Consider the following 16453-nt stretch of genomic DNA (forward strand, 5'->3'; position numbering starts at 1 on the left):
GGATGTCGCGTTTCACGGACTTCGACTTCGGTGTGCCCCGGGTGATGGGTCTGTTCCATCAGGACTGGAGTCACGACGGGGGCTCGGCCGCCGAAGTCGTCGCCAAGTACTTCGCGGCCTCGGGGGGCAAGGAGGTGCTGGCGGTACACCGGGATGCCCGGGTTCTCGGCAACCTCCCTTCTCCGGCGCTGGAGGTGCTCTGGTACGCCGGCACGCAGTACATGCCTGACCTCCAGCCCTTGGGAGGGGCAGCCGAGTGGACGCGGACGGTCGTCGAGCTGTGTGAGGCACGGCTGTCCACGGGCGCGGAGGCAGACCCGTTCACAGGCGCGGACGCGGAGGACGGCGCCGCCTGCCTCGACGCGGTCCTCGCCGAGATCGACGCGGCACGGTTCCTGGACCCCGAGGTCCGAGCGGCGCTCACCGACTGCGCGCGCCGCTGCACCCCGGACCTGGCGTTCCGGGTGCTGCTCAGAACGATGAGATGCGCGCCGGACGCCTCACTGTCCCCGGATCAGTACCAGCGGCTGGAGGCCGTCGGATCGGCCCTCCAGTACGGCGAGTTCGTCGTTGACAACGTGAAGTACCTGGTCGAGCGGCCGTAGCGGCACGGATCGGGTCCCTCCCCGGACGGCTCGGGGAGGGACCCGATCCGGTCTCCCCGGAAAAGCACGTGACCCACCCCACCCCCCACCCCGTTCAAACTCCGTTAACAATGGACTGTGATCTCACCGGTCTCCTCGATGCCCCGGAGCGCCCACCGGCACAGGCCGGAGGCGACTCCCTACGTCGATCTCACCCGCGCCGAGTGGAGCGCGCTGCGCGACAAGACACCGTTGCCGCTCAGTGCCGAGGAGGTGGAGAAGCTCCGCGGTCTCGGTGACGTGATCGACCTGGACGAGGTGCGGGACATCTACCTCCCGCTCTCCCGGCTCCTCAACCTCTACGTCGGCGCCACGGACGGTCTGCGCGGCGCGCTGAACACGTTCCTCGGGGAAAAGGGCTCCCAGTCCGGCACCCCGTTCGTGATAGGCGTCGCCGGCTCCGTGGCCGTCGGCAAGTCCACCGTCGCCCGCCTGCTCCAGGCCCTGCTCTCCCGCTGGCCCGAGCACCCCCGCGTGGAACTGGTCACGACGGACGGCTTCCTGCTGCCCACCCGGGAGCTGGAGGCCCGCGGCCTGATGTCGCGGAAAGGTTTCCCCGAGTCCTACGACCGCCGGGCCCTGACCCGGTTCGTCGCCGACATCAAGGCCGGCAAGGACGAGGTGTCCGCGCCGGTCTACTCCCACCTGATCTACGACATCGTGCCGGGCGAACGCCTCGTCGTCCGCCGGCCGGACATCCTCATCGTCGAGGGCCTGAACGTCCTCCAGCCCGCCCTGCCCGGCAAGGACGGCCGTACCCGGGTCGGTCTCGCCGACTACTTCGACTTCAGCGTGTACGTCGATGCCAACACCGAGGACATCGAGCGCTGGTACCTCAGCCGCTTCCGGAAGCTGCGGCAGACCGCGTTCCAGAACCCGTCGTCGTACTTCCGCAAGTACACCCAGGTCTCCGAGGAGGAGGCCCTGGACTACGCGCGCATGCTCTGGCGGACCATCAACCGGCCGAACCTGGTGGAGAACATCGCCCCGACCCGCGGCCGGGCCGGCCTCATCCTGCGCAAGGGCCCGGACCACAAGGTGCAGCGGCTGCGGCTGCGCAAGCTGTAGCCGGTCCGGTTGGATGGGCGCATGCTGCATCTGCGCCTGATCACCCCGGCCGGGCGGACGGAGGAGGTGGTGCGGCTGATCGAGCGTACGGTCGGCACCACCCACCTCGTCGTCCTGCCCGGCACCGCCCGCGACCCCGCCGGCGACCTCGTCCTGTGCGACGTGGCGCGCGAGGCGGGCGACGAACTCATCGCCGGGCTACGGCGGCTGGGCCTGGAGGAGACCGGTTCCATCGCCGTGGAGAACATCGGCCTGTCACTGTCCCGGCGGGCCGAGGAGGCCGAGAAGGAGGCGCCCGGCGAGGGCGCGGACGCGGTGCTGTGGGAGGGCCTGATCGAGGCCACCCACGAGGAGTCGACGCTCTCGGTCACCTACCTCGCCTTCATCACCCTCGCCACGATGATCGCCGCCTGCGGTGTGGTGCTGGACAACGCGATCCTGATCGTGGGCGCGATGGCCGTCGGCCCGGAGTTCGGCCCGCTGGCCGGCATCAGCGCGGCGCTGGTACGGCGCCGGCCACGGCTGGCGCTGCGCTCGGTGACCGCGCTGCTGGTGGGCTTCGCCGTGGCGATGGCGGTGACGGGCGGCTTCGCCACGGTCATGGACGCCCTCGGTCTCTTCCACCGCTCGGACCTGGAAGGCGACCGGCCCAACACCGCGTTCGTGTACGCCCCCGACGCCTTCTCGTTCATCGTCGCGGTCCTGGCCGGCATCGCCGGCATCCTCTCGCTGACGTCCGCGAAGTCGGGGGCGCTGGTGGGCGTGGCCATCTCGGTGACCACGGTCCCGGCCGCGGCCAACGCGGCGGTGGCGCTGGCCTACGGCGACATGTCACAGACCAGCGGCTCGACCCGCCAGCTTCTGCTGAACCTGCTGGGCATCGTCCTGGCGGGAACGGTCACCCTGTTCGCCCAGAAGTACTTCTGGAAGCGTCAACGAGAACGCCCCCGAAGGGGCGCCCGGTCCTAGCCCAGCGCCGCCTTCACCGCGTCGGCCAGCCGCCCGGCGACCGCGCGGGCCTGCTCGATGTCCGCGGCCTCGACCATCACCCGCACCAGCGGCTCCGTGCCCGACGGACGCAGCAACACCCGCCCGGTCGCGCCGAGTTCCCGCTCCGCCTCGGTGACCGCGGCGGCGAGGTCGGCGGACGTCCTCACCCGCGACTTGTCCACGTCCGGCACGTTGATGAGGACCTGCGGCAGCCGCTCCATGACGGAGGCCAGGTCGCGCAGCGTACGGCCGGTCTGCGCGACCCGCGCCGCCAGCAGCAGGCCGGTCAGCGTGCCGTCGCCGGTGGTGGCGTGGTCGAGGATGATGACGTGCCCGGACTGCTCGCCGCCGAGGCCGTAGCCGTGCTCCTTCATCTCCTCCAGGACGTACCGGTCGCCCACGGCCGTCTGTACGAGCCGGATGCCCTCGCGCTCCATCGCCAGCTTGAAGCCGAGGTTGGACATCACGGTGGCCACGACCGTGTCGGACGGCAGCGCGGACCGCTCCCTGAGGGCCAGCGCGAGCACGGCGAGGATCTGGTCCCCGTCCACCTCCTCGCCGGTGTGGTCCACGGCCAGGCAGCGGTCGGCGTCGCCGTCGTGCGCGATGCCGAGGTCCGCGCCGTGTTCGAGGACCGCGGCCTTGAGCAGGTCCAGGTGGGTCGAGCCGCAGCCGTCGTTGATGTTGAGGCCGTCCGGGTCGGCACCGATCGTGACGACCTGGGCGCCGGCCCGGGCGAACACCTCCGGCGAGACCCCCGAGGCCGCGCCGTGCGCTTCGTCCAGGACGATCTTCAGGCCGTCGAGCCGGTTGGGCAGCACCGCGAGCAGATGGGCGATGTACTGCTCGGAGCCCTCGTCGTACGACCGTACGCGGCCGACGCCGGCGCCCGTCGGCCGCTGCCAGGGCTCACCGTGCCGGTGGGAGTCGTAGACCGCCTCGATCCGGTCCTCCAGCTCGTCGGCGAGTTTGTGGCCGCCGCGGGCGAAGAACTTGATGCCGTTGTCCGGCATGGCGTTGTGGCTGGCGGAGAGCATCACGCCGAGGTCCGCGCCGAGCGCGCCGGTCAGGTGCGCCACCGCGGGCGTCGGCAGCACGCCGACCCGCAGGACGTCGACGCCCGCGCTGGCCAGCCCGGCCACCACCGCGGCCTCCAGGAACTCCCCGGACGCGCGCGGGTCCCGACCGACCACCGCCGTCGGCTTGTGGCCCTCGAAGGTGCCCGCCTCGGCCAGCACGTGCGCCGCGGCGACGGAGAGGCCCAGCGCCAGCTCGGCCGTCAGATCCGCGTTGGCGACACCGCGCACGCCGTCCGTGCCGAAGAGTCGTCCCACTTGTCCTCCTGAGGAAGCATCGTTGTCGGAAAGCGGACCGCGCCGCGTCGGGTGGCAGGCGACCCGGTATCCGATCACACAAGCCTTTGAGCGTCTTGTGCCGTTATACGCCCTTGGCTGGGATAAGCGAACGCCCCGGGGGCACATGTGGCGTGCCGCCGGGGCGTTCGGAGTACGCGGGGCCGAAGCCCGTACCACGTACGAGCAGGCAGCGAAGCTTAGCGCTTGCTGTACTGCGGAGCCTTGCGGGCCTTCTTCAGACCGGCCTTCTTGCGCTCGACCGCACGGTCGTCGCGCTTGAGGAAGCCGGCCTTCTTCAGCGGGCCGCGGTTGTTGTCGACGTCGGCCTCGTTCAGCGCGCGGGCGACACCGAGACGCAGCGCACCGGCCTGGCCGGAGACACCGCCACCGGCGATGCGGGCGATGACGTCGTAACGGCCGTCGAGCTCAAGGACCTTGAACGGCTCGTTGACTTCCTGCTGGTGCACCTTGTTCGGGAAGTAGTCCTCGAGGGTGCGACCGTTGATCTTCCACTTGCCGGTGCCCGGGACGATCCGGACGCGGGCGATGGCGTTCTTGCGGCGGCCCAGGCCGGCGGCCGGCTGCGGCTCGCCGAAGCGGGAGGCCAGGGACTCCGAGGTGTACTCGCCCTCGACGGGGACCTCGGACTCGGTGGTGTAGCTGTCGATGTCAAGCTCTTCGAGCGGCTGCTCGGCAGTGGTCTCGGCCACGATTCTCCTCAGATTCTGTTCAGTCTTAGGGGGTGGCCGGACTTACTGCGCGACCTGGGTGATCTCGAACGGCACCGGCTGCTGGGCCGCGTGCGGGTGCTGGTCACCCTTGTAGACCTTCAGCTTCGAGAGCATCTGACGGCCCAGGGAGTTCTTGGGGAGCATGCCCTTGACGGCCTTCTCGATGGCCTTCTCCGGGTTCTTGTCCAGCAGCTCGTCGTAACGGACGGAGCGCAGACCACCCGGGTAGCCGGAGTGGCGGTAGGCCATCTTCTGGGTCCGCTTGTTGCCGGACAGGTGCACCTTGTCGGCGTTGATGATGATGACGAAGTCACCAGCGTCGACGTGCGGCGCGTAGATCGGCTTGTGCTTGCCCCGGAGGAGGGTCGCAGCAGTGGTGGCGAGACGGCCCAGGACAACGTCCTGAGCGTCGATGACGTGCCACTGGCGCGTCACATCGCCGGGCTTGGGGCTGTACGTACGCACGGTTCGTAGCCTTCGCTTCGAGTGAATGGTCCTAAACAAGGTCACCGAAACGATCACGACAGCCTTGACCCACGGCGGCGACGCAAACCGCGTGCGTGGGGTCGCTGGTCATCGGCCCGGTGGACCGGTGTAAGGGCCCGTCCCGTGAGAATGAGCAAGCCAATACACAACGAAGAAGCAGGTTACCGGCTGGCCCCCGGGCGGGTCAAAACGAGGCGGTCCCCCGCACGGCCCCCGTGTCAACCGGGCCCCGTCTAAGATGCGCCCCATGAGTTACGGGCAGGGGGGACCCCAGTCTCAGTGGGATCCCTGGAAACCGCATTCCCAGCAGCCGTGGAACAGCGGAGAAGACGACGGGACGCCCGACTGGGCCGCGCTCGCCGAGGCCTCCGAGACCCGGAACAAGCGCCGCAAGCTGTTGTTCATAGCCGGCGGGGCGCTGGCCACGGTCGCGATAGGCACCGCGGTCGCCGTTGCCGTCGTGTCCGCGAACGGCGGTGATCCCGAGGCCGGCCCGAGCACCCTGCCCGCCACCGCCTCCCTACCCGGCACCGGCACCGCGACGCCGTCCTTCGAGCCGACGAGCGCGCCGCCGCCGCTGAACCCGGCGGACTTCATATCCAGCGCCAAGAAGGACACCGCTCCGCTCGGCCCCGACACGCTCTTCCCCGGCAAGCAGCTCACCCTGGGCGACACCGTGTACACGAAGGGCGCCACGGACGACACCTCGGCCTGCGCCTCCGTCGCCGGCGGCACCCTGCCGGGCGTCCTCACCGCCAACGGCTGCACGCGTCTGCTGCGCGCCACCTACACCCACGGCGACATCGCGGTCACCGTGGGCGTCGCCGTCTTCGACGACGCGGCGCGGGCGGCCCGGGTCAAGGCGCAGACCGACGACCGGTCCATCGTCCGCTCGCTGTTCGGCAAGGGCGGCGTCAAGCCCTTCTGCGACGGGGCCTTCTGCCGCTCCACGCGCAATGCCTACGGCCGCTACGCCTACTTCACCATCTCCGGCTTCACCACCGGCAAGGACGTCACCAAGAAGGACACCGCCGTCTTCGGCGCCGGCAACGGCCTGGCCCAGTTCACCGTGAACCGGATCCACCGCCGCGGCCAGGAGCAGGCCGAGGCCGCCGCCCGGTAGCCTCCCGACCGCGCGCCCGCTCCCGCTCCCGCTTTTAGTACCGCTTCAGCCGCAGCCGCAGCGGCAGCACCGCCGACTCCAGCTGGGTGCGCAGCGTCATCTTGGACTCTCCCTCGGTGCGCTCGGTGAACCGGATGGGGATCTCCACGGCGGTGTGCCCGGCCCGGACGGCCCGGTACTTCAGCTCCACCTGGAAGCTGTAGCCGGCGCTGTCCAGGGACGTCAGACCGACGTCCCGCAGGGTCCGCGCCGACCACAGGTTGAACCCGGCGGTGATGTCCCGGATGTCGGTGCCGAGGATGGCGCGCGCGTACCGGTTGGCGAACCGGGACAGCAGCACCCGGTGGGCGCCCCACTCCTCGTCCAGCGAGCCGCCCTCGACGTACCGGCTGCCGACCACCAGCCCGGCGCCGGAGTCGAGGGCCGCCCGGAGCATGCGGGGCACCGCCTCCACCGGGTGGCTGCCGTCGGCGTCCATCTGGACGACGTACTCGGCGCCCTCGTCCAGCGCGGCGGACATCCCGGCGGTGTACGCCCGGCCCAGCCCGTCCTTCTCGGTGCGGTGCAGCACGCTCATCCGGGTCCGGCCGCCGCCGTTGTACTTCTCGGCGAGCTCCTCGGCGATCCGCCCGGTGCCGTCCGGGCTGGAGTCGTCGACGATCTTCAGCTGGAGCCCGTCCAGCTCCAGCCCGAGCACGGCCTCGGCCATGCCCGGCAGGTTCGCCGCCTCGTTGTACGTCGGCATCACCACGGTGACCCGGGCCTCGCTCTGTGCCATCACTGTCCCTCCCCTGCGGGCGCCGGCCTGTCCGGTGCCCGGAACGTCTTGCGCGCGTCGTCCACGGCCTCCGGGTCGTACCCGGTGACCCCCGCACGGCTCACGGCCGGCTCGGCCACCCTGCCCCGGCGCCCCATGTCGATCGTGTCCACCTCGCGCGGCAGCCCCCTCTTCAGGAGGTCTTGGTCCAGATGCGGTAGTGACCGGTGCCGCTGGAGTTGCGGAAGGGCAGGTCGGCGAGGAGCCGGTAGTGCGGGTTGCCCTTGACCGCGTCCACGACGACGGCGTCCACCCGGGGGTTGGTGAGGCCGTCCAGGACGATCAGGTCGAACTCGCCGTCGCGCAGTGCCGCCCGGTAGGCCTCGTCACCCTGGTGGTACGTGCCCTTCTTGTCCGTGTACTCCAGGGCGAACACGCCCTGCCACTGCCGGTGGGTGGTCTTGTCCCGCAGGTAGTAGACGGGCACCTCGGGGGTGGAGGCGAGGTAGTGGCCCTCGCGGTCCACGTGGGAGTCGACGACCTGGATCATCTTCGAGGAGTCGGGCCAGACGCCGAAGCGCCAGTCCGCCTGCGAGATGCCGAGGCAGAGCGTCGCGGTCCACAGCATGATGCCGAGCTGGGGGTAGCGGAAGTGGGCGCCGATCAGCCGGGTGACGCCGACCCCGGCCATCGGCGCGGCGAACAGCAGGCCGAAGCCGACGTGCTTGAACAGCGAGACGACGGTGCCCAGGTGGATCTGGTAGGCGGGCGCGAGCAGCGCGGTACCGCACAGCACCAGGCCGAGCAGGGCCCGCCAGCGCCATCCGGGGTTGCCGAGCCGCTGGGCGGCCGGGGACTCGTTCATCCGGCTGCGCCGCACATAGGAGACCGCGCCGCCGACGGCGGTGAGGAACATCAGCCCGCCCCACTCGCCGGACCGCTGGAGCAGCAAGGCGGTGCTGTCGGAGCCGTGGTCCCGGTTGGTCGTGGTCTGCCGCACGCCGTCCATCAGGTCGGTGCCGTACATGCCGGCCCCCAGCACCGCGCCGATGCCGAGCGCGAGCAGCAGCATCCGCAGGACCGCCTTGCGGCCCTGGTGCGGCCAGCCGGTGAGCAGCGCGAGCACGACGATGGTCGGCAGGTACAGGCCGGCCGCGTACTTCACGCCGACGGCGAGGACGGCGACGGGAACGGCGAGCAACACCGCGGCCACCGGCGCCCGGTCGGTGCGTACGACGATCCAGGTGGCCAGGGCCAGCAGGAACACCGCGGCGGCGTCGTAGGTGGCGAAGTAGCCCATGACGACCGTGGACTGCACGACGGCGAACAGCGCGGCGCCGGCCAGCGCGGCCCGCTCGTTGAACAGCCGCCGGGTGAAGGAGTACAGCAGCCCGGTGGTGCCCAGCATGAACGCCAGGCTCAGCAGGCGCGCCCCGGTGAGGCCGAGGACGTCGTCCACGGCGGCGGCGAGCACCGGGTACAGCTGCGGCGAGCCGGAGAAGTAGGCCGCGTAGTCGATGGGCAGCGGGGTGCCGTGCAGCAGGTGCTGGAGCTCGGCGTGGCCGGCCGCGAGGTAGAGGGCCTCGTCCTGGAACGCGGTGTTGGCCAGGCGCAGCGAGAGCACCGCCTGGACGGCCAGCACGCACAGCAGCACGGCCCGGCTGACCCAGGCGCGGCGCCGGCTGGCGGCCATGTCCCAGCCGACCTCGGGCGTCTCGGGCACGTGGTACCCGGGCTCGGCGGGCGCGGCCGGCTCCTCCTCGGCGGTCTGGCCGGGGTACGCCGGCTGACCGTCCGGCTGCTGGTAGGCGTGGGCCCCGGGGTCGTACCCGTACCCCTCGGGTATGTCGTACCCCTGGGGGACCGGGTGTCCCTGGGCGATCCCGTAGTCCTGCGGGGTGTCGTACTCCTGGGGGACCTGGTGGTAGCCCTGCGGGGTGTCGTACCCCTGCGGGACCGGGTGCCCCTGTGCGACCCCGTGATCCTGCGGGGTGTCATACCCCTGGGGGACCTGGTGGTAGCCCTGCGGGACCTGCTGGTAGCCCTGCGGGGCGTCGTAGTCCTGCCGGACCTCGTGGCCCTGCGGCCGGCGCGGGAGGTAGCCGTCGGAGTTGAACCAGCCGCCCTGCTGCTCCTCCTCGGCGTACGGGTCGTAGGGCTGCGGGGTGTAGTACTCGGGGCGAGAGGTCATGACGGCTTCCGTACGTCGAAGCCGAAACGGTCGTCGGCGGCCAGGCGCTTGAACTCCGTCAGCGCCAGCGGGCTCGCCTCCAGCCGCCAGTCGGCGCGCTTTTTGTAGTCGAACCAGATGAAACCGAGCATGTCGTCGTCCGCCGCGACGCCCGCGAACAGGTTGCGGACATCGGCCCGCCGCCGCTCGCCCGGCATGGCCGCGGTCTCCAGCAGCAGCATCGGCTTCTTGGTGAAGGTGCGGATCTCGTCCCGGGTCGGCCCGAAGACACTGTCGAAGGCGTTGTCCTGGCCGATCGTGAAGTAGCCGACCAGACCGATCCAGTCCACATAGGCGTCACCCGGGTAGTACGGCTGGAGCCGTACGTTCTTCACCGGGTTGACGATGTTGGGCGCCCAGGCCCAGATGACGTTGGTGGCGCCGACGTCGACGAAGGTCTGGTGGATGTGGCGCCAGGCGGCCACGTACTGGGCCGGGGTCGCGTGGTGCGTGCCCCACTTCTCCCAGTGGCCGTTGAACTCGTCCGCGAAGTCCATCACCACGGGCAGGTTCAGCCTGCGCACCGCGGTCGCGTACTCCTTGAGGTACGCGTCCGACCTGCCCGCCGCGATGTCGGCGAGGGAGGTGTCGAAGGGCTCCCAGGACATCAGCGTCAGGGCGCCCTCGGCCCAGGCGTTGCGCACACCGGTGGCGTCGAAGCCGTCGCCCCAGGCGGCGTAGTACTCGATCAGGTTGGGCTGCTTGCCGGTCCTCGCCGTGTACACGTCGATGTTCTTCATCGAGATCGGCGCGCCCGGCACGGCCGCCCCGTAGTACTTCTTCGCCGGCTTGATCAGGGGGGTGACGTCGTAGGGGATGTCCTGGGGGCTCGCCGAGGAGCGCGGGGCGCCCCCGCCGGACTCCGGGGAGCCCCCGGAGTCGTCCCCGAGCAGCGAGCAGCCGCCGAGCGCGAGCACGCCGGCCAGGGCGCAGGCCAGGGCCGCGCCGGCCATACGGAACCGTTCCTTCAGCATCAGGCGGCCTCCGCCCCGGACCGCGGCTGCACCAGCACGCGGCCGACGACCAGCGCGTAGAACAGCCCCGAGGACAGGATCAGGGCGAAGTCCGGGGCGTTCATGGTGAACGTCCGGTACACCGCCGCGGTGACCCACACCAGCGCCGTGCCGCCGCTCCACGCCCACATGCCGATCCAGAACCGCCGCGTCTTGTTCTTCTTGGCGCCGGAGGAGCCCGTCGGCTGCCAGCCCATGCGGTTCTTGCGCAGGATGTCCCAGATGGCGAAGACGTGCGCCCAGCCGTACATCATCCGCGTCGCCCAGGCCTCCAGGCGGTACGGCGCCCGGTGCCACATCGGGAAGACGATCGTGGTGTAGAGGATGCTGGGCAGCACCAGCAGCAGATGCTCGACCTTGAGCTTCTCCGGCATCACCAGCAGCAGCACGATCGGGATGACCGGGGCCGCGAAGGTGAACAGCGCGGTGTGGATGTAGTAGAAGAAGCCGGACATGTAGCACAGCCGGCTGGACAGCCTGATCTTCGCCTGCCAGAACTTGCGGCTGCCGAGCAGGCTCATCGAGCCCGAGCACCAGCGGTACTGCTGGTTGAAGAAGGCACCCGCGCTGTCCGGGCAGACCCCGGTGGACACCGCGACCGGGACGTACCTGAGGTCCCAGCCGAGCCCGCGCAGGTCGAACCCGGTGTGCACGTCCTCGGAGTGCTCGATCAGCGTGGTGCCGCCGTTGGTCTCCAGCGCCGCCCGCCGGTAGATCGCGCAGGAGCCGACGCAGATGGCGCCGTCGCTGCCCTGCCGGGAGACCTGCACGGAGCGGTAGAACAGCTCCTGCACCGCACCCGCGCCGCGCTCGATCCAGTTCTGCGAGTCGAGCACCCGGAAGTACTGCGGGGACTGGACGATGCCGATCCGCGGATCGTCGTCCATGTACGGCAGCAGTTCCTCCAGCAGATCGGCGCGCGGGGTGAAGTCGGCGTCCAGGATGAGGATGTACGCGCCGTCGGACTGGGCGAAGCCGAAGTGCAGATTGCCGGCCTTCTTGAACCAGCCCCGGTTCTCCCGGGTGCCGTAGCGGAAGCCGAAGTCCCGGGCCATCGCCGCCAGCTCGGGGCTCGCGCCGTCGTCCAGCACGAACGGCACGCACACCCCGGGGTACCGATCGGCCATCGCCCGCACATGCCGCCAGGTGTTGTGCAGCACCTCGATGGGCTCACCGCACACCGGCAGGAACACGTCCACGCTCGGGTACACCTCGGGCCGCCAGTTCTGCACCAGCCGCCGGTGGTGGGCGATGTCGAAGTCCCGGGTGAAGCCGTTCACCCGCAACGACACCAGGTAGTAGATCACCGTGAAGGCGAGCAGCGGCGTGTAGATCCACAGCACCGGCGTGGACGCCGCCAGCTTGAACTGGCTCAGCACCAGGCAGCAGAAGCTGATCAGTGAGCTGATCGTCAGAATCCACAGGTGCCGTCGCGCGTAGGAGTACTTCTCCTTGTCCGTCGGCGGGAGCGGCAGCAGCCCCAGCGGGGCCGTTCCGCCCCGCCCGGCCCGTCGCCGCCCACCGCTCTGCCGTGCCGCACGACGCCCCCCGGCCCGTACGGAATCCACTGAAGTCATTCCGTTGTCCCACCCCGGGCCTTACCGACCCGTCGACCCCCCAGCCAATCCCGGCCTCCCCATCGAACGTACGGCCGGAACGCGCAACTGTATCCGAGCGGTATGAAACGCGTAAGAGTCGGTAAGGGCTAATACGCCCGGGCAAGTCCGGACATGGGTCGTAAGCGACGCGAAATGCGACGTACCTAACAGGTTTCGCATCCCGGAAGTCCGGGAAGCGAGCGCTTGTTCCGGGCCTCCTTGCTGCGGGCCGCGAGCAGTTCGTCGGCCGGGTAGCCGACCTCCTCCAGCGTCAGCCCGTGCGGCCGTACGACATGCACGGCGGAGTCCCGTACGCCCGCGGCCAGCACCTTGCCCGGCCACTCCGGCCCCCGGTGCCCGTCCCCGACGAACAGCAGCGCGCCGATCAGCGAGCGCACCATGTTGTGGCAGAAGGCGTCCGCCCGCACGGTCGCGGTGATGATCCCGTCCTCGCCCCGCACCAGGCTCAGCTCCTGGAGCGTACGGATCGTGGTCGCGCCCTCGCGCTTCTTGCAGTAGGCGGCGAAGTCGTGCTCCCCGAGCAGCGCCCGCGCGGCCTCGTTCATGGCGTCCACGTCGAGCGGCCAGTCGTGCCACAGCACATGGCCCCGCAGCAGCGGGTCCACTCCCCCGGGATTGTCGGTGACCCGGTAGGCGTAGCGCCGCCACACCGCCGAGAACCGCGCGTCGAACCCGCTCGGCGCCTCGCGCAGCGCCCACACCCGGACGTCCTTCGGCAGCCGGCCGGCCAGCCGCTTCAGCAGCTTCTGGTGGTGCTCGCGCCACAGCTCCTCGGGCAGATCGACGTGCGCCACCTGCCCCCGGGCGTGCACCCCGGCATCGGTGCGCCCGGCCACGGTCAGCTCGTACGTCTCCTTGGACCGCGTGACCGTCCGCAGGGCGTCCTCGATCTCCCCCTGCACGGTCCGCCGGCCCCCGGCCTGCTTCGCCCAGCCGTGGAAGGCGGTGCCGTCGTAGGACAGGTCGAGCCGGACCCGGACGTGCCCGGGTGCTACTTCATCACTCACGTACAGATCCTCTCAGGTACACGAAAGCGGGCCCGCTCCTCGAAAGGAACGGGCCCGCAACGCCCTCAAGGGGCAGAACGCTTACGCGTCCTTCGACTCCTCGGCGGGAGCCTCGGCGGCCTCGGTCTCCTCGACCTTGGTCTCCTCGGCCTTGGCCTCGTCGGCCTCCTTGACCGCGCGCTTGGTCGCGGCCTCGGCCTCGCCCACGGCCTTCTGCTGCACCGTCAGCGCCTCGACCAGCTCGATGACGGCCATGGGCGCGTTGTCGCCACGGCGGTTACCGATCTTGGTGATGCGGGTGTAGCCACCCGGACGGTTCTCGTAGCGCGGGCCGATCTCGGTGAAGAGCGTGTGGACGACGCTCTTGTCCGTGATCACCTGAAGCACCTGGCGGCGGTTGTGAAGGTCACCCTTCTTCGCCTTGGTGATCAGACGCTCGGCGTACGGGCGCAGGCGGCGGGCCTTCGCCTCGGTGGTGGTGATCTTGCCGTGCTCGAAGAGGCTCTTCGCGAGGTTCGCGAGGAGCAGCTTCTCGTGCGCGGCGCTGCCGCCCAGACGGGCACCCTTGGTGGGCTTCGGCATGGTTCTTCTCCTAGGTGTCTGCCCCGGCCGTATCAGGTACCGGAGTCAGTATCTGAGCAGGCGGTCGCCTGTCAGAGATCCGGGGTCCGCTGACGCGAACCCCGGAAGCAGAGACTCAGTACTGCTCGGTCTCCACGAAACCCGCGTCCGCGTCGTCGTCCGCACCGAAGGCGTCCGCGGCGGCCGTGGGGTCGAATCCGGGCGGGCTGTCCTTCAGGGCCAGGCCCATGCCGGCCAGCTTCGCCTTGACCTCGTCGATCGACTTCGCACCGAAGTTGCGGATGTCGAGCAGGTCGGCCTCGGAACGAGCCACGAGCTCACCCACGGAGTGGATGCCCTCGCGCTTGAGGCAGTTGTACGACCGAACGGTGAGCTCCAGCTCCTCGATCGGCAGCGCCAGGTCCGCGGCCAGGGCGGCGTCCGTCGGGGACGGGCCCATGTCGATGCCCTCGGCGTCGATGTTCAGCTCGCGGGCGAGACCGAACAGCTCGACCAGGGTCTTGCCGGCGGAGGCCATGGCGTCACGCGGACGCATCGCCTGCTTGGTCTCGACGTCGACGATCAGCTTGTCGAAGTCGGTGCGCTGCTCGACACGCGTGGCCTCGACCTTGTACGTGACCTTCAGCACCGGCGAGTAGATGGAGTCGACCGGGATACGGCCGATCTCCTGGCCCACCTGCTTGTTCTGCACGGCGGAGACGTAGCCGCGACCGCGCTCGACGGTCAGCTCCATCTCCAGCTTGCCCTTGCCGTTGAGCGTGGCGAGGACGAGGTCGGGGTTGTGCACCTCGACACCGGCCGGGGGCGCGATGTCGGCGGCGGTGACCAGACCCGGGCCCTGCTTGCGCAGGTACATCACGACCGGCTCGTCGTGCTCCGAGGAGACGACCAGCTGCTTGATGTTGAGGATCAGGTCGGTGACGTCCTCCTTGACGCCCGGCACGGTGGTGAACTCGTGCAGGACACCGTCGATCCGGATCGAGGTGACGGCGGCACCCGGGATCGAGGAGAGGAGCGTACGGCGCAGGGAGTTGCCGAGGGTGTAGCCGAACCCCGGCTCCAGCGGCTCGATCACGAACCGGGAGCGGAACTCGTCGACGACCTCTTCGGTCAACGAGGGACGCTGAGCGATCAGCATGTGTGGATCAGATCCTTCTTTCGTGGACGCCCGCTATTTGACGTCCGACGGAAACCGCGCCCGTGAGAAGCGCGGGTACTGCAAGGGTACGGGCGGCACGACCCGAAGGAGCCGTACCGCCCGGAAACCCCAGCCAGTCGAAGCGAGCGTCAGACGCGACGGCGCTTCGGCGGGCGGCAGCCGTTGTGCGGGGTCGGGGTGACGTCCTGGATGGAGCCGACCTCGAGACCCGTGGCCTGGAGGGAGCGGATCGCGGTCTCGCGACCGGAGCCCGGGCCCTTCACGAACACGTCGACCTTGCGCATGCCGTGCTCCTGGGCGCGGCGGGCGGCCGACTCGGCGGCCATCTGCGCGGCGAACGGCGTGGACTTCCGGGAGCCCTTGAAGCCGACGTGGCCGGCGGAGGCCCAGGAGATCACGTTGCCGGACGGGTCCGTGATCGAGACGATCGTGTTGTTGAACGTGCTCTTGATGTGCGCGTGGCCGTGAGCGACGTTCTTCTTTTCCTTGCGGCGCACCTTCTTGGCAGCGCCCTGACGACCCTTGGGGGGCATCTAATAACTCCTACGGGAGGTGGTCGGTCCTACAGCGAAGACCGTGGACAGGCGTCCGCTGCGGACTACTTCTTGCCCGGCTTCTTCTTGCCGGCGATGGCGCGACGCGGGCCCTTGCGGGTACGGGCGTTGGTGCTGGTGCGCTGACCGCGGACGGGCAGACCGCGACGGTGACGGAGACCCTGGTAGCAGCCGATCTCGACCTTGCGGCGGATGTCGGCCTGGATCTCGCGACGGAGGTCACCCTCGGTCTTGATGTTGTTGTCGACGTACTCGCGGATCGCGACGAGCTGCTCTTCCGTCAGGTCGCGGACGCGGGTGTTCGGGTCGACGCCGGTCGCAGCCAGCGTCTCCTTCGAGAGGGTCCGGCCGATGCCGAACACGTAGGTGAGGGCGACCTCCACGCGCTTTTCGCGCGGGATGTCAACACCGGAAACGCGTGCCATTCAATGGCTCCTGGTGATTCTTCGGAGGTCTTCCGCAGGACCGGCTCCCGGCCGCCGTACCAGGTACGAACCGGGTCCCCGGCCTCCGAACCGGGGGTATCGAGCTGGATGGCTCGGGCCCTGCGTATGAACATATTCAGCTCGCGTCGCGCGAAACTCTGCGATAGAGGTGCAGAGGGAAACGGTCGTGCGTCAGCCCTGGCGCTGCTTGTGGCGCGGGTTCTCGCAGATGACCATGACCCGGCCGTGACGGCGGATCACCCTGCACTTGTCGCAGATCTTCTTGACGCTCGGCTTGACCTTCATGGGGTGAGGTTCTCCGGGTCAGTGCCATCGCACCGGGCGGGCCCGGGGCGCGGGCAAGATCTACTTGTACCGGTAGACGATCCGGCCACGCGTCAGGTCGTACGGAGACAGCTCCACCACGACCCGGTCGTCAGGGAGGATGCGGATGTAATGCATACGCATCTTGCCGCTGATGTGTGCCAGGACCTGGTGGCCGTTCTGGAGCTCGACCTTGAACATGGCGTTCGGCAGAGACTCGACGACAGTGCCCTCGATCTCGATGGCACCTTGCTTCTTGGCCACGCTTCGCCCTTCGAATCGACTACCTTGATCGACTCCACCGTGCACCGATTGTGAGCATGCAGGCATGCGGGTGCACAAGAGCCGACGAGTCAGTCTACGTCGGCGCACCCGGAAAGGCGAAT

Annotated in this window: 18 protein-coding genes; 4 read left to right on the plus strand and 14 right to left on the minus strand. The window is 69.6% G+C overall.

Annotation, left to right across the window (positions count from 1 at the left end; genetic code table 11):
• The first annotated feature begins 2 nt into the window (after positions 1 to 2).
• From IH25_RS0100870 to IH25_RS0100880, 3 genes are all read left to right on the plus strand, one after another.
• The gene (locus IH25_RS0100870) at positions 3 to 605 is read left to right on the plus strand and encodes a hypothetical protein (RefSeq protein WP_030601135.1); all 603 of its coding nucleotides are present in this window, start codon (positions 3 to 5) and stop codon (positions 603 to 605) included.
• A 138-nt stretch (positions 606 to 743) separates the two neighbouring features.
• Positions 744 to 1712, plus strand: coding sequence for a type I pantothenate kinase (gene coaA, locus IH25_RS0100875; protein WP_037654077.1), 969 nt, complete (start codon positions 744 to 746; stop codon positions 1710 to 1712).
• Between the two features lie 21 nt (positions 1713 to 1733).
• Complete coding sequence (locus IH25_RS0100880) at positions 1734 to 2681, plus strand: DUF389 domain-containing protein (protein WP_030601139.1); 948 nt, start codon at positions 1734 to 1736, stop codon at positions 2679 to 2681.
• On the opposite strand, the gene glmM is transcribed toward IH25_RS0100880, so the two are convergent.
• The 3 genes from glmM to rplM form a co-directional block, all read right to left on the minus strand.
• Positions 2678 to 4036, minus strand: a complete 1359-nt coding sequence (glmM, locus tag IH25_RS0100885; protein WP_030601142.1) for a phosphoglucosamine mutase — start codon at positions 4034 to 4036, stop codon at positions 2678 to 2680. The genes IH25_RS0100880 and glmM overlap by 4 nt on opposite strands.
• Before the next feature lie 218 nt (positions 4037 to 4254).
• On the minus strand, positions 4255 to 4767 hold the full coding sequence (gene rpsI, locus IH25_RS0100890; RefSeq protein ID WP_030601145.1) for a 30S ribosomal protein S9: 513 nt from the start codon (positions 4765 to 4767) through the stop codon (positions 4255 to 4257).
• 42 nt (positions 4768 to 4809) lie between these two features.
• Positions 4810 to 5253, minus strand: a complete 444-nt coding sequence (rplM, locus tag IH25_RS0100895) for a 50S ribosomal protein L13 (protein WP_014674395.1) — start codon at positions 5251 to 5253, stop codon at positions 4810 to 4812.
• A gap of 268 nt (positions 5254 to 5521) precedes the next feature.
• Between rplM and IH25_RS0100900 the strand changes: the two genes are divergently transcribed.
• Complete coding sequence (locus IH25_RS0100900) at positions 5522 to 6397, plus strand: hypothetical protein (protein ID WP_030601151.1); 876 nt, start codon at positions 5522 to 5524, stop codon at positions 6395 to 6397.
• A 34-nt stretch (positions 6398 to 6431) separates the two neighbouring features.
• Here IH25_RS0100900 and IH25_RS0100905 read toward each other — a convergent pair whose 3' ends face one another.
• The 11 genes from IH25_RS0100905 to infA form a co-directional block, all read right to left on the minus strand.
• Positions 6432 to 7175, minus strand: a complete 744-nt coding sequence (locus IH25_RS0100905) for a polyprenol monophosphomannose synthase (RefSeq protein ID WP_030601154.1) — start codon at positions 7173 to 7175, stop codon at positions 6432 to 6434.
• Between the two features lie 172 nt (positions 7176 to 7347).
• A complete protein-coding gene (locus IH25_RS0100915; protein ID WP_030601157.1) occupies positions 7348 to 9345 on the minus strand; it encodes a glycosyltransferase family 39 protein in 1998 nt (665 codons plus the stop codon).
• A complete protein-coding gene (locus tag IH25_RS0100920) occupies positions 9342 to 10358 on the minus strand; it encodes a glycoside hydrolase family 26 protein (RefSeq protein ID WP_245172651.1) in 1017 nt (338 codons plus the stop codon). Before IH25_RS0100920 ends, IH25_RS0100915 begins: the two co-directional genes overlap by 4 nt.
• A complete protein-coding gene (locus IH25_RS0100925) occupies positions 10358 to 11776 on the minus strand; it encodes a glycosyltransferase family 2 protein (protein ID WP_030601163.1) in 1419 nt (472 codons plus the stop codon). Before IH25_RS0100925 ends, IH25_RS0100920 begins: the two co-directional genes overlap by 1 nt.
• A gap of 383 nt (positions 11777 to 12159) precedes the next feature.
• Positions 12160 to 13023, minus strand: a complete 864-nt coding sequence (gene truA, locus IH25_RS0100930) for a tRNA pseudouridine(38-40) synthase TruA (RefSeq protein ID WP_030601166.1) — start codon at positions 13021 to 13023, stop codon at positions 12160 to 12162.
• A gap of 81 nt (positions 13024 to 13104) precedes the next feature.
• Positions 13105 to 13605 (minus strand): 50S ribosomal protein L17, encoded by a 501-nt coding sequence (rplQ, locus tag IH25_RS0100935; protein ID WP_030601169.1) that lies wholly within the window; start codon positions 13603 to 13605, stop codon positions 13105 to 13107.
• 115 nt (positions 13606 to 13720) lie between these two features.
• Positions 13721 to 14743, minus strand: coding sequence for a DNA-directed RNA polymerase subunit alpha (locus tag IH25_RS0100940; protein ID WP_003966937.1), 1023 nt, complete (start codon positions 14741 to 14743; stop codon positions 13721 to 13723).
• A gap of 149 nt (positions 14744 to 14892) precedes the next feature.
• A complete protein-coding gene (rpsK, locus tag IH25_RS0100945; protein ID WP_003956432.1) occupies positions 14893 to 15297 on the minus strand; it encodes a 30S ribosomal protein S11 in 405 nt (134 codons plus the stop codon).
• A 65-nt stretch (positions 15298 to 15362) separates the two neighbouring features.
• The gene (gene rpsM, locus IH25_RS0100950; RefSeq protein WP_023547369.1) at positions 15363 to 15743 is read right to left on the minus strand and encodes a 30S ribosomal protein S13; all 381 of its coding nucleotides are present in this window, start codon (positions 15741 to 15743) and stop codon (positions 15363 to 15365) included.
• Positions 15744 to 15935: 192 nt separating this feature from the next.
• Complete coding sequence (gene rpmJ / locus IH25_RS0100955) at positions 15936 to 16049, minus strand: 50S ribosomal protein L36 (protein ID WP_003998809.1); 114 nt, start codon at positions 16047 to 16049, stop codon at positions 15936 to 15938.
• Between the two features lie 60 nt (positions 16050 to 16109).
• A complete protein-coding gene (gene infA, locus IH25_RS0100960) occupies positions 16110 to 16331 on the minus strand; it encodes a translation initiation factor IF-1 (RefSeq protein WP_003948620.1) in 222 nt (73 codons plus the stop codon).
• Positions 16332 to 16453 lie beyond the last annotated feature (122 nt).

This window comes from Streptomyces achromogenes subsp. achromogenes (genome assembly GCF_000720835.1).
In the GTDB taxonomy this organism is placed as follows: Bacteria; Actinomycetota; Actinomycetes; order Streptomycetales; family Streptomycetaceae; genus Streptomyces; species Streptomyces achromogenes.

Coding starts and splice junctions, on each gene's coding strand:
- IH25_RS0100870 (WP_030601135.1), top strand. CDS start 3: ATGTCGCGTTTCACGGACTTCGACTTCGGTGTGCCCCGGGTGATGGGT.
- coaA (WP_037654077.1), top strand. CDS start 744: ATGCCCCGGAGCGCCCACCGGCACAGGCCGGAGGCGACTCCCTACGTC.
- IH25_RS0100880 (WP_030601139.1), top strand. CDS start 1,734: ATGCTGCATCTGCGCCTGATCACCCCGGCCGGGCGGACGGAGGAGGTG.
- IH25_RS0100900 (WP_030601151.1), top strand. CDS start 5,522: ATGAGTTACGGGCAGGGGGGACCCCAGTCTCAGTGGGATCCCTGGAAA.
- IH25_RS0100905 (WP_030601154.1), bottom strand. CDS start 7,175: ATGGCACAGAGCGAGGCCCGGGTCACCGTGGTGATGCCGACGTACAAC.
- IH25_RS0100915 (WP_030601157.1), bottom strand. CDS start 9,345: ATGACCTCTCGCCCCGAGTACTACACCCCGCAGCCCTACGACCCGTAC.
- IH25_RS0100920 (WP_245172651.1), bottom strand. CDS start 10,358: ATGCTGAAGGAACGGTTCCGTATGGCCGGCGCGGCCCTGGCCTGCGCC.
- rplQ (WP_030601169.1), bottom strand. CDS start 13,605: ATGCCGAAGCCCACCAAGGGTGCCCGTCTGGGCGGCAGCGCCGCGCAC.
- IH25_RS0100940 (WP_003966937.1), bottom strand. CDS start 14,743: ATGCTGATCGCTCAGCGTCCCTCGTTGACCGAAGAGGTCGTCGACGAG.
- rpsK (WP_003956432.1), bottom strand. CDS start 15,297: ATGCCCCCCAAGGGTCGTCAGGGCGCTGCCAAGAAGGTGCGCCGCAAG.
- rpsM (WP_023547369.1), bottom strand. CDS start 15,743: ATGGCACGCGTTTCCGGTGTTGACATCCCGCGCGAAAAGCGCGTGGAG.
- rpmJ (WP_003998809.1), bottom strand. CDS start 16,049: ATGAAGGTCAAGCCGAGCGTCAAGAAGATCTGCGACAAGTGCAGGGTG.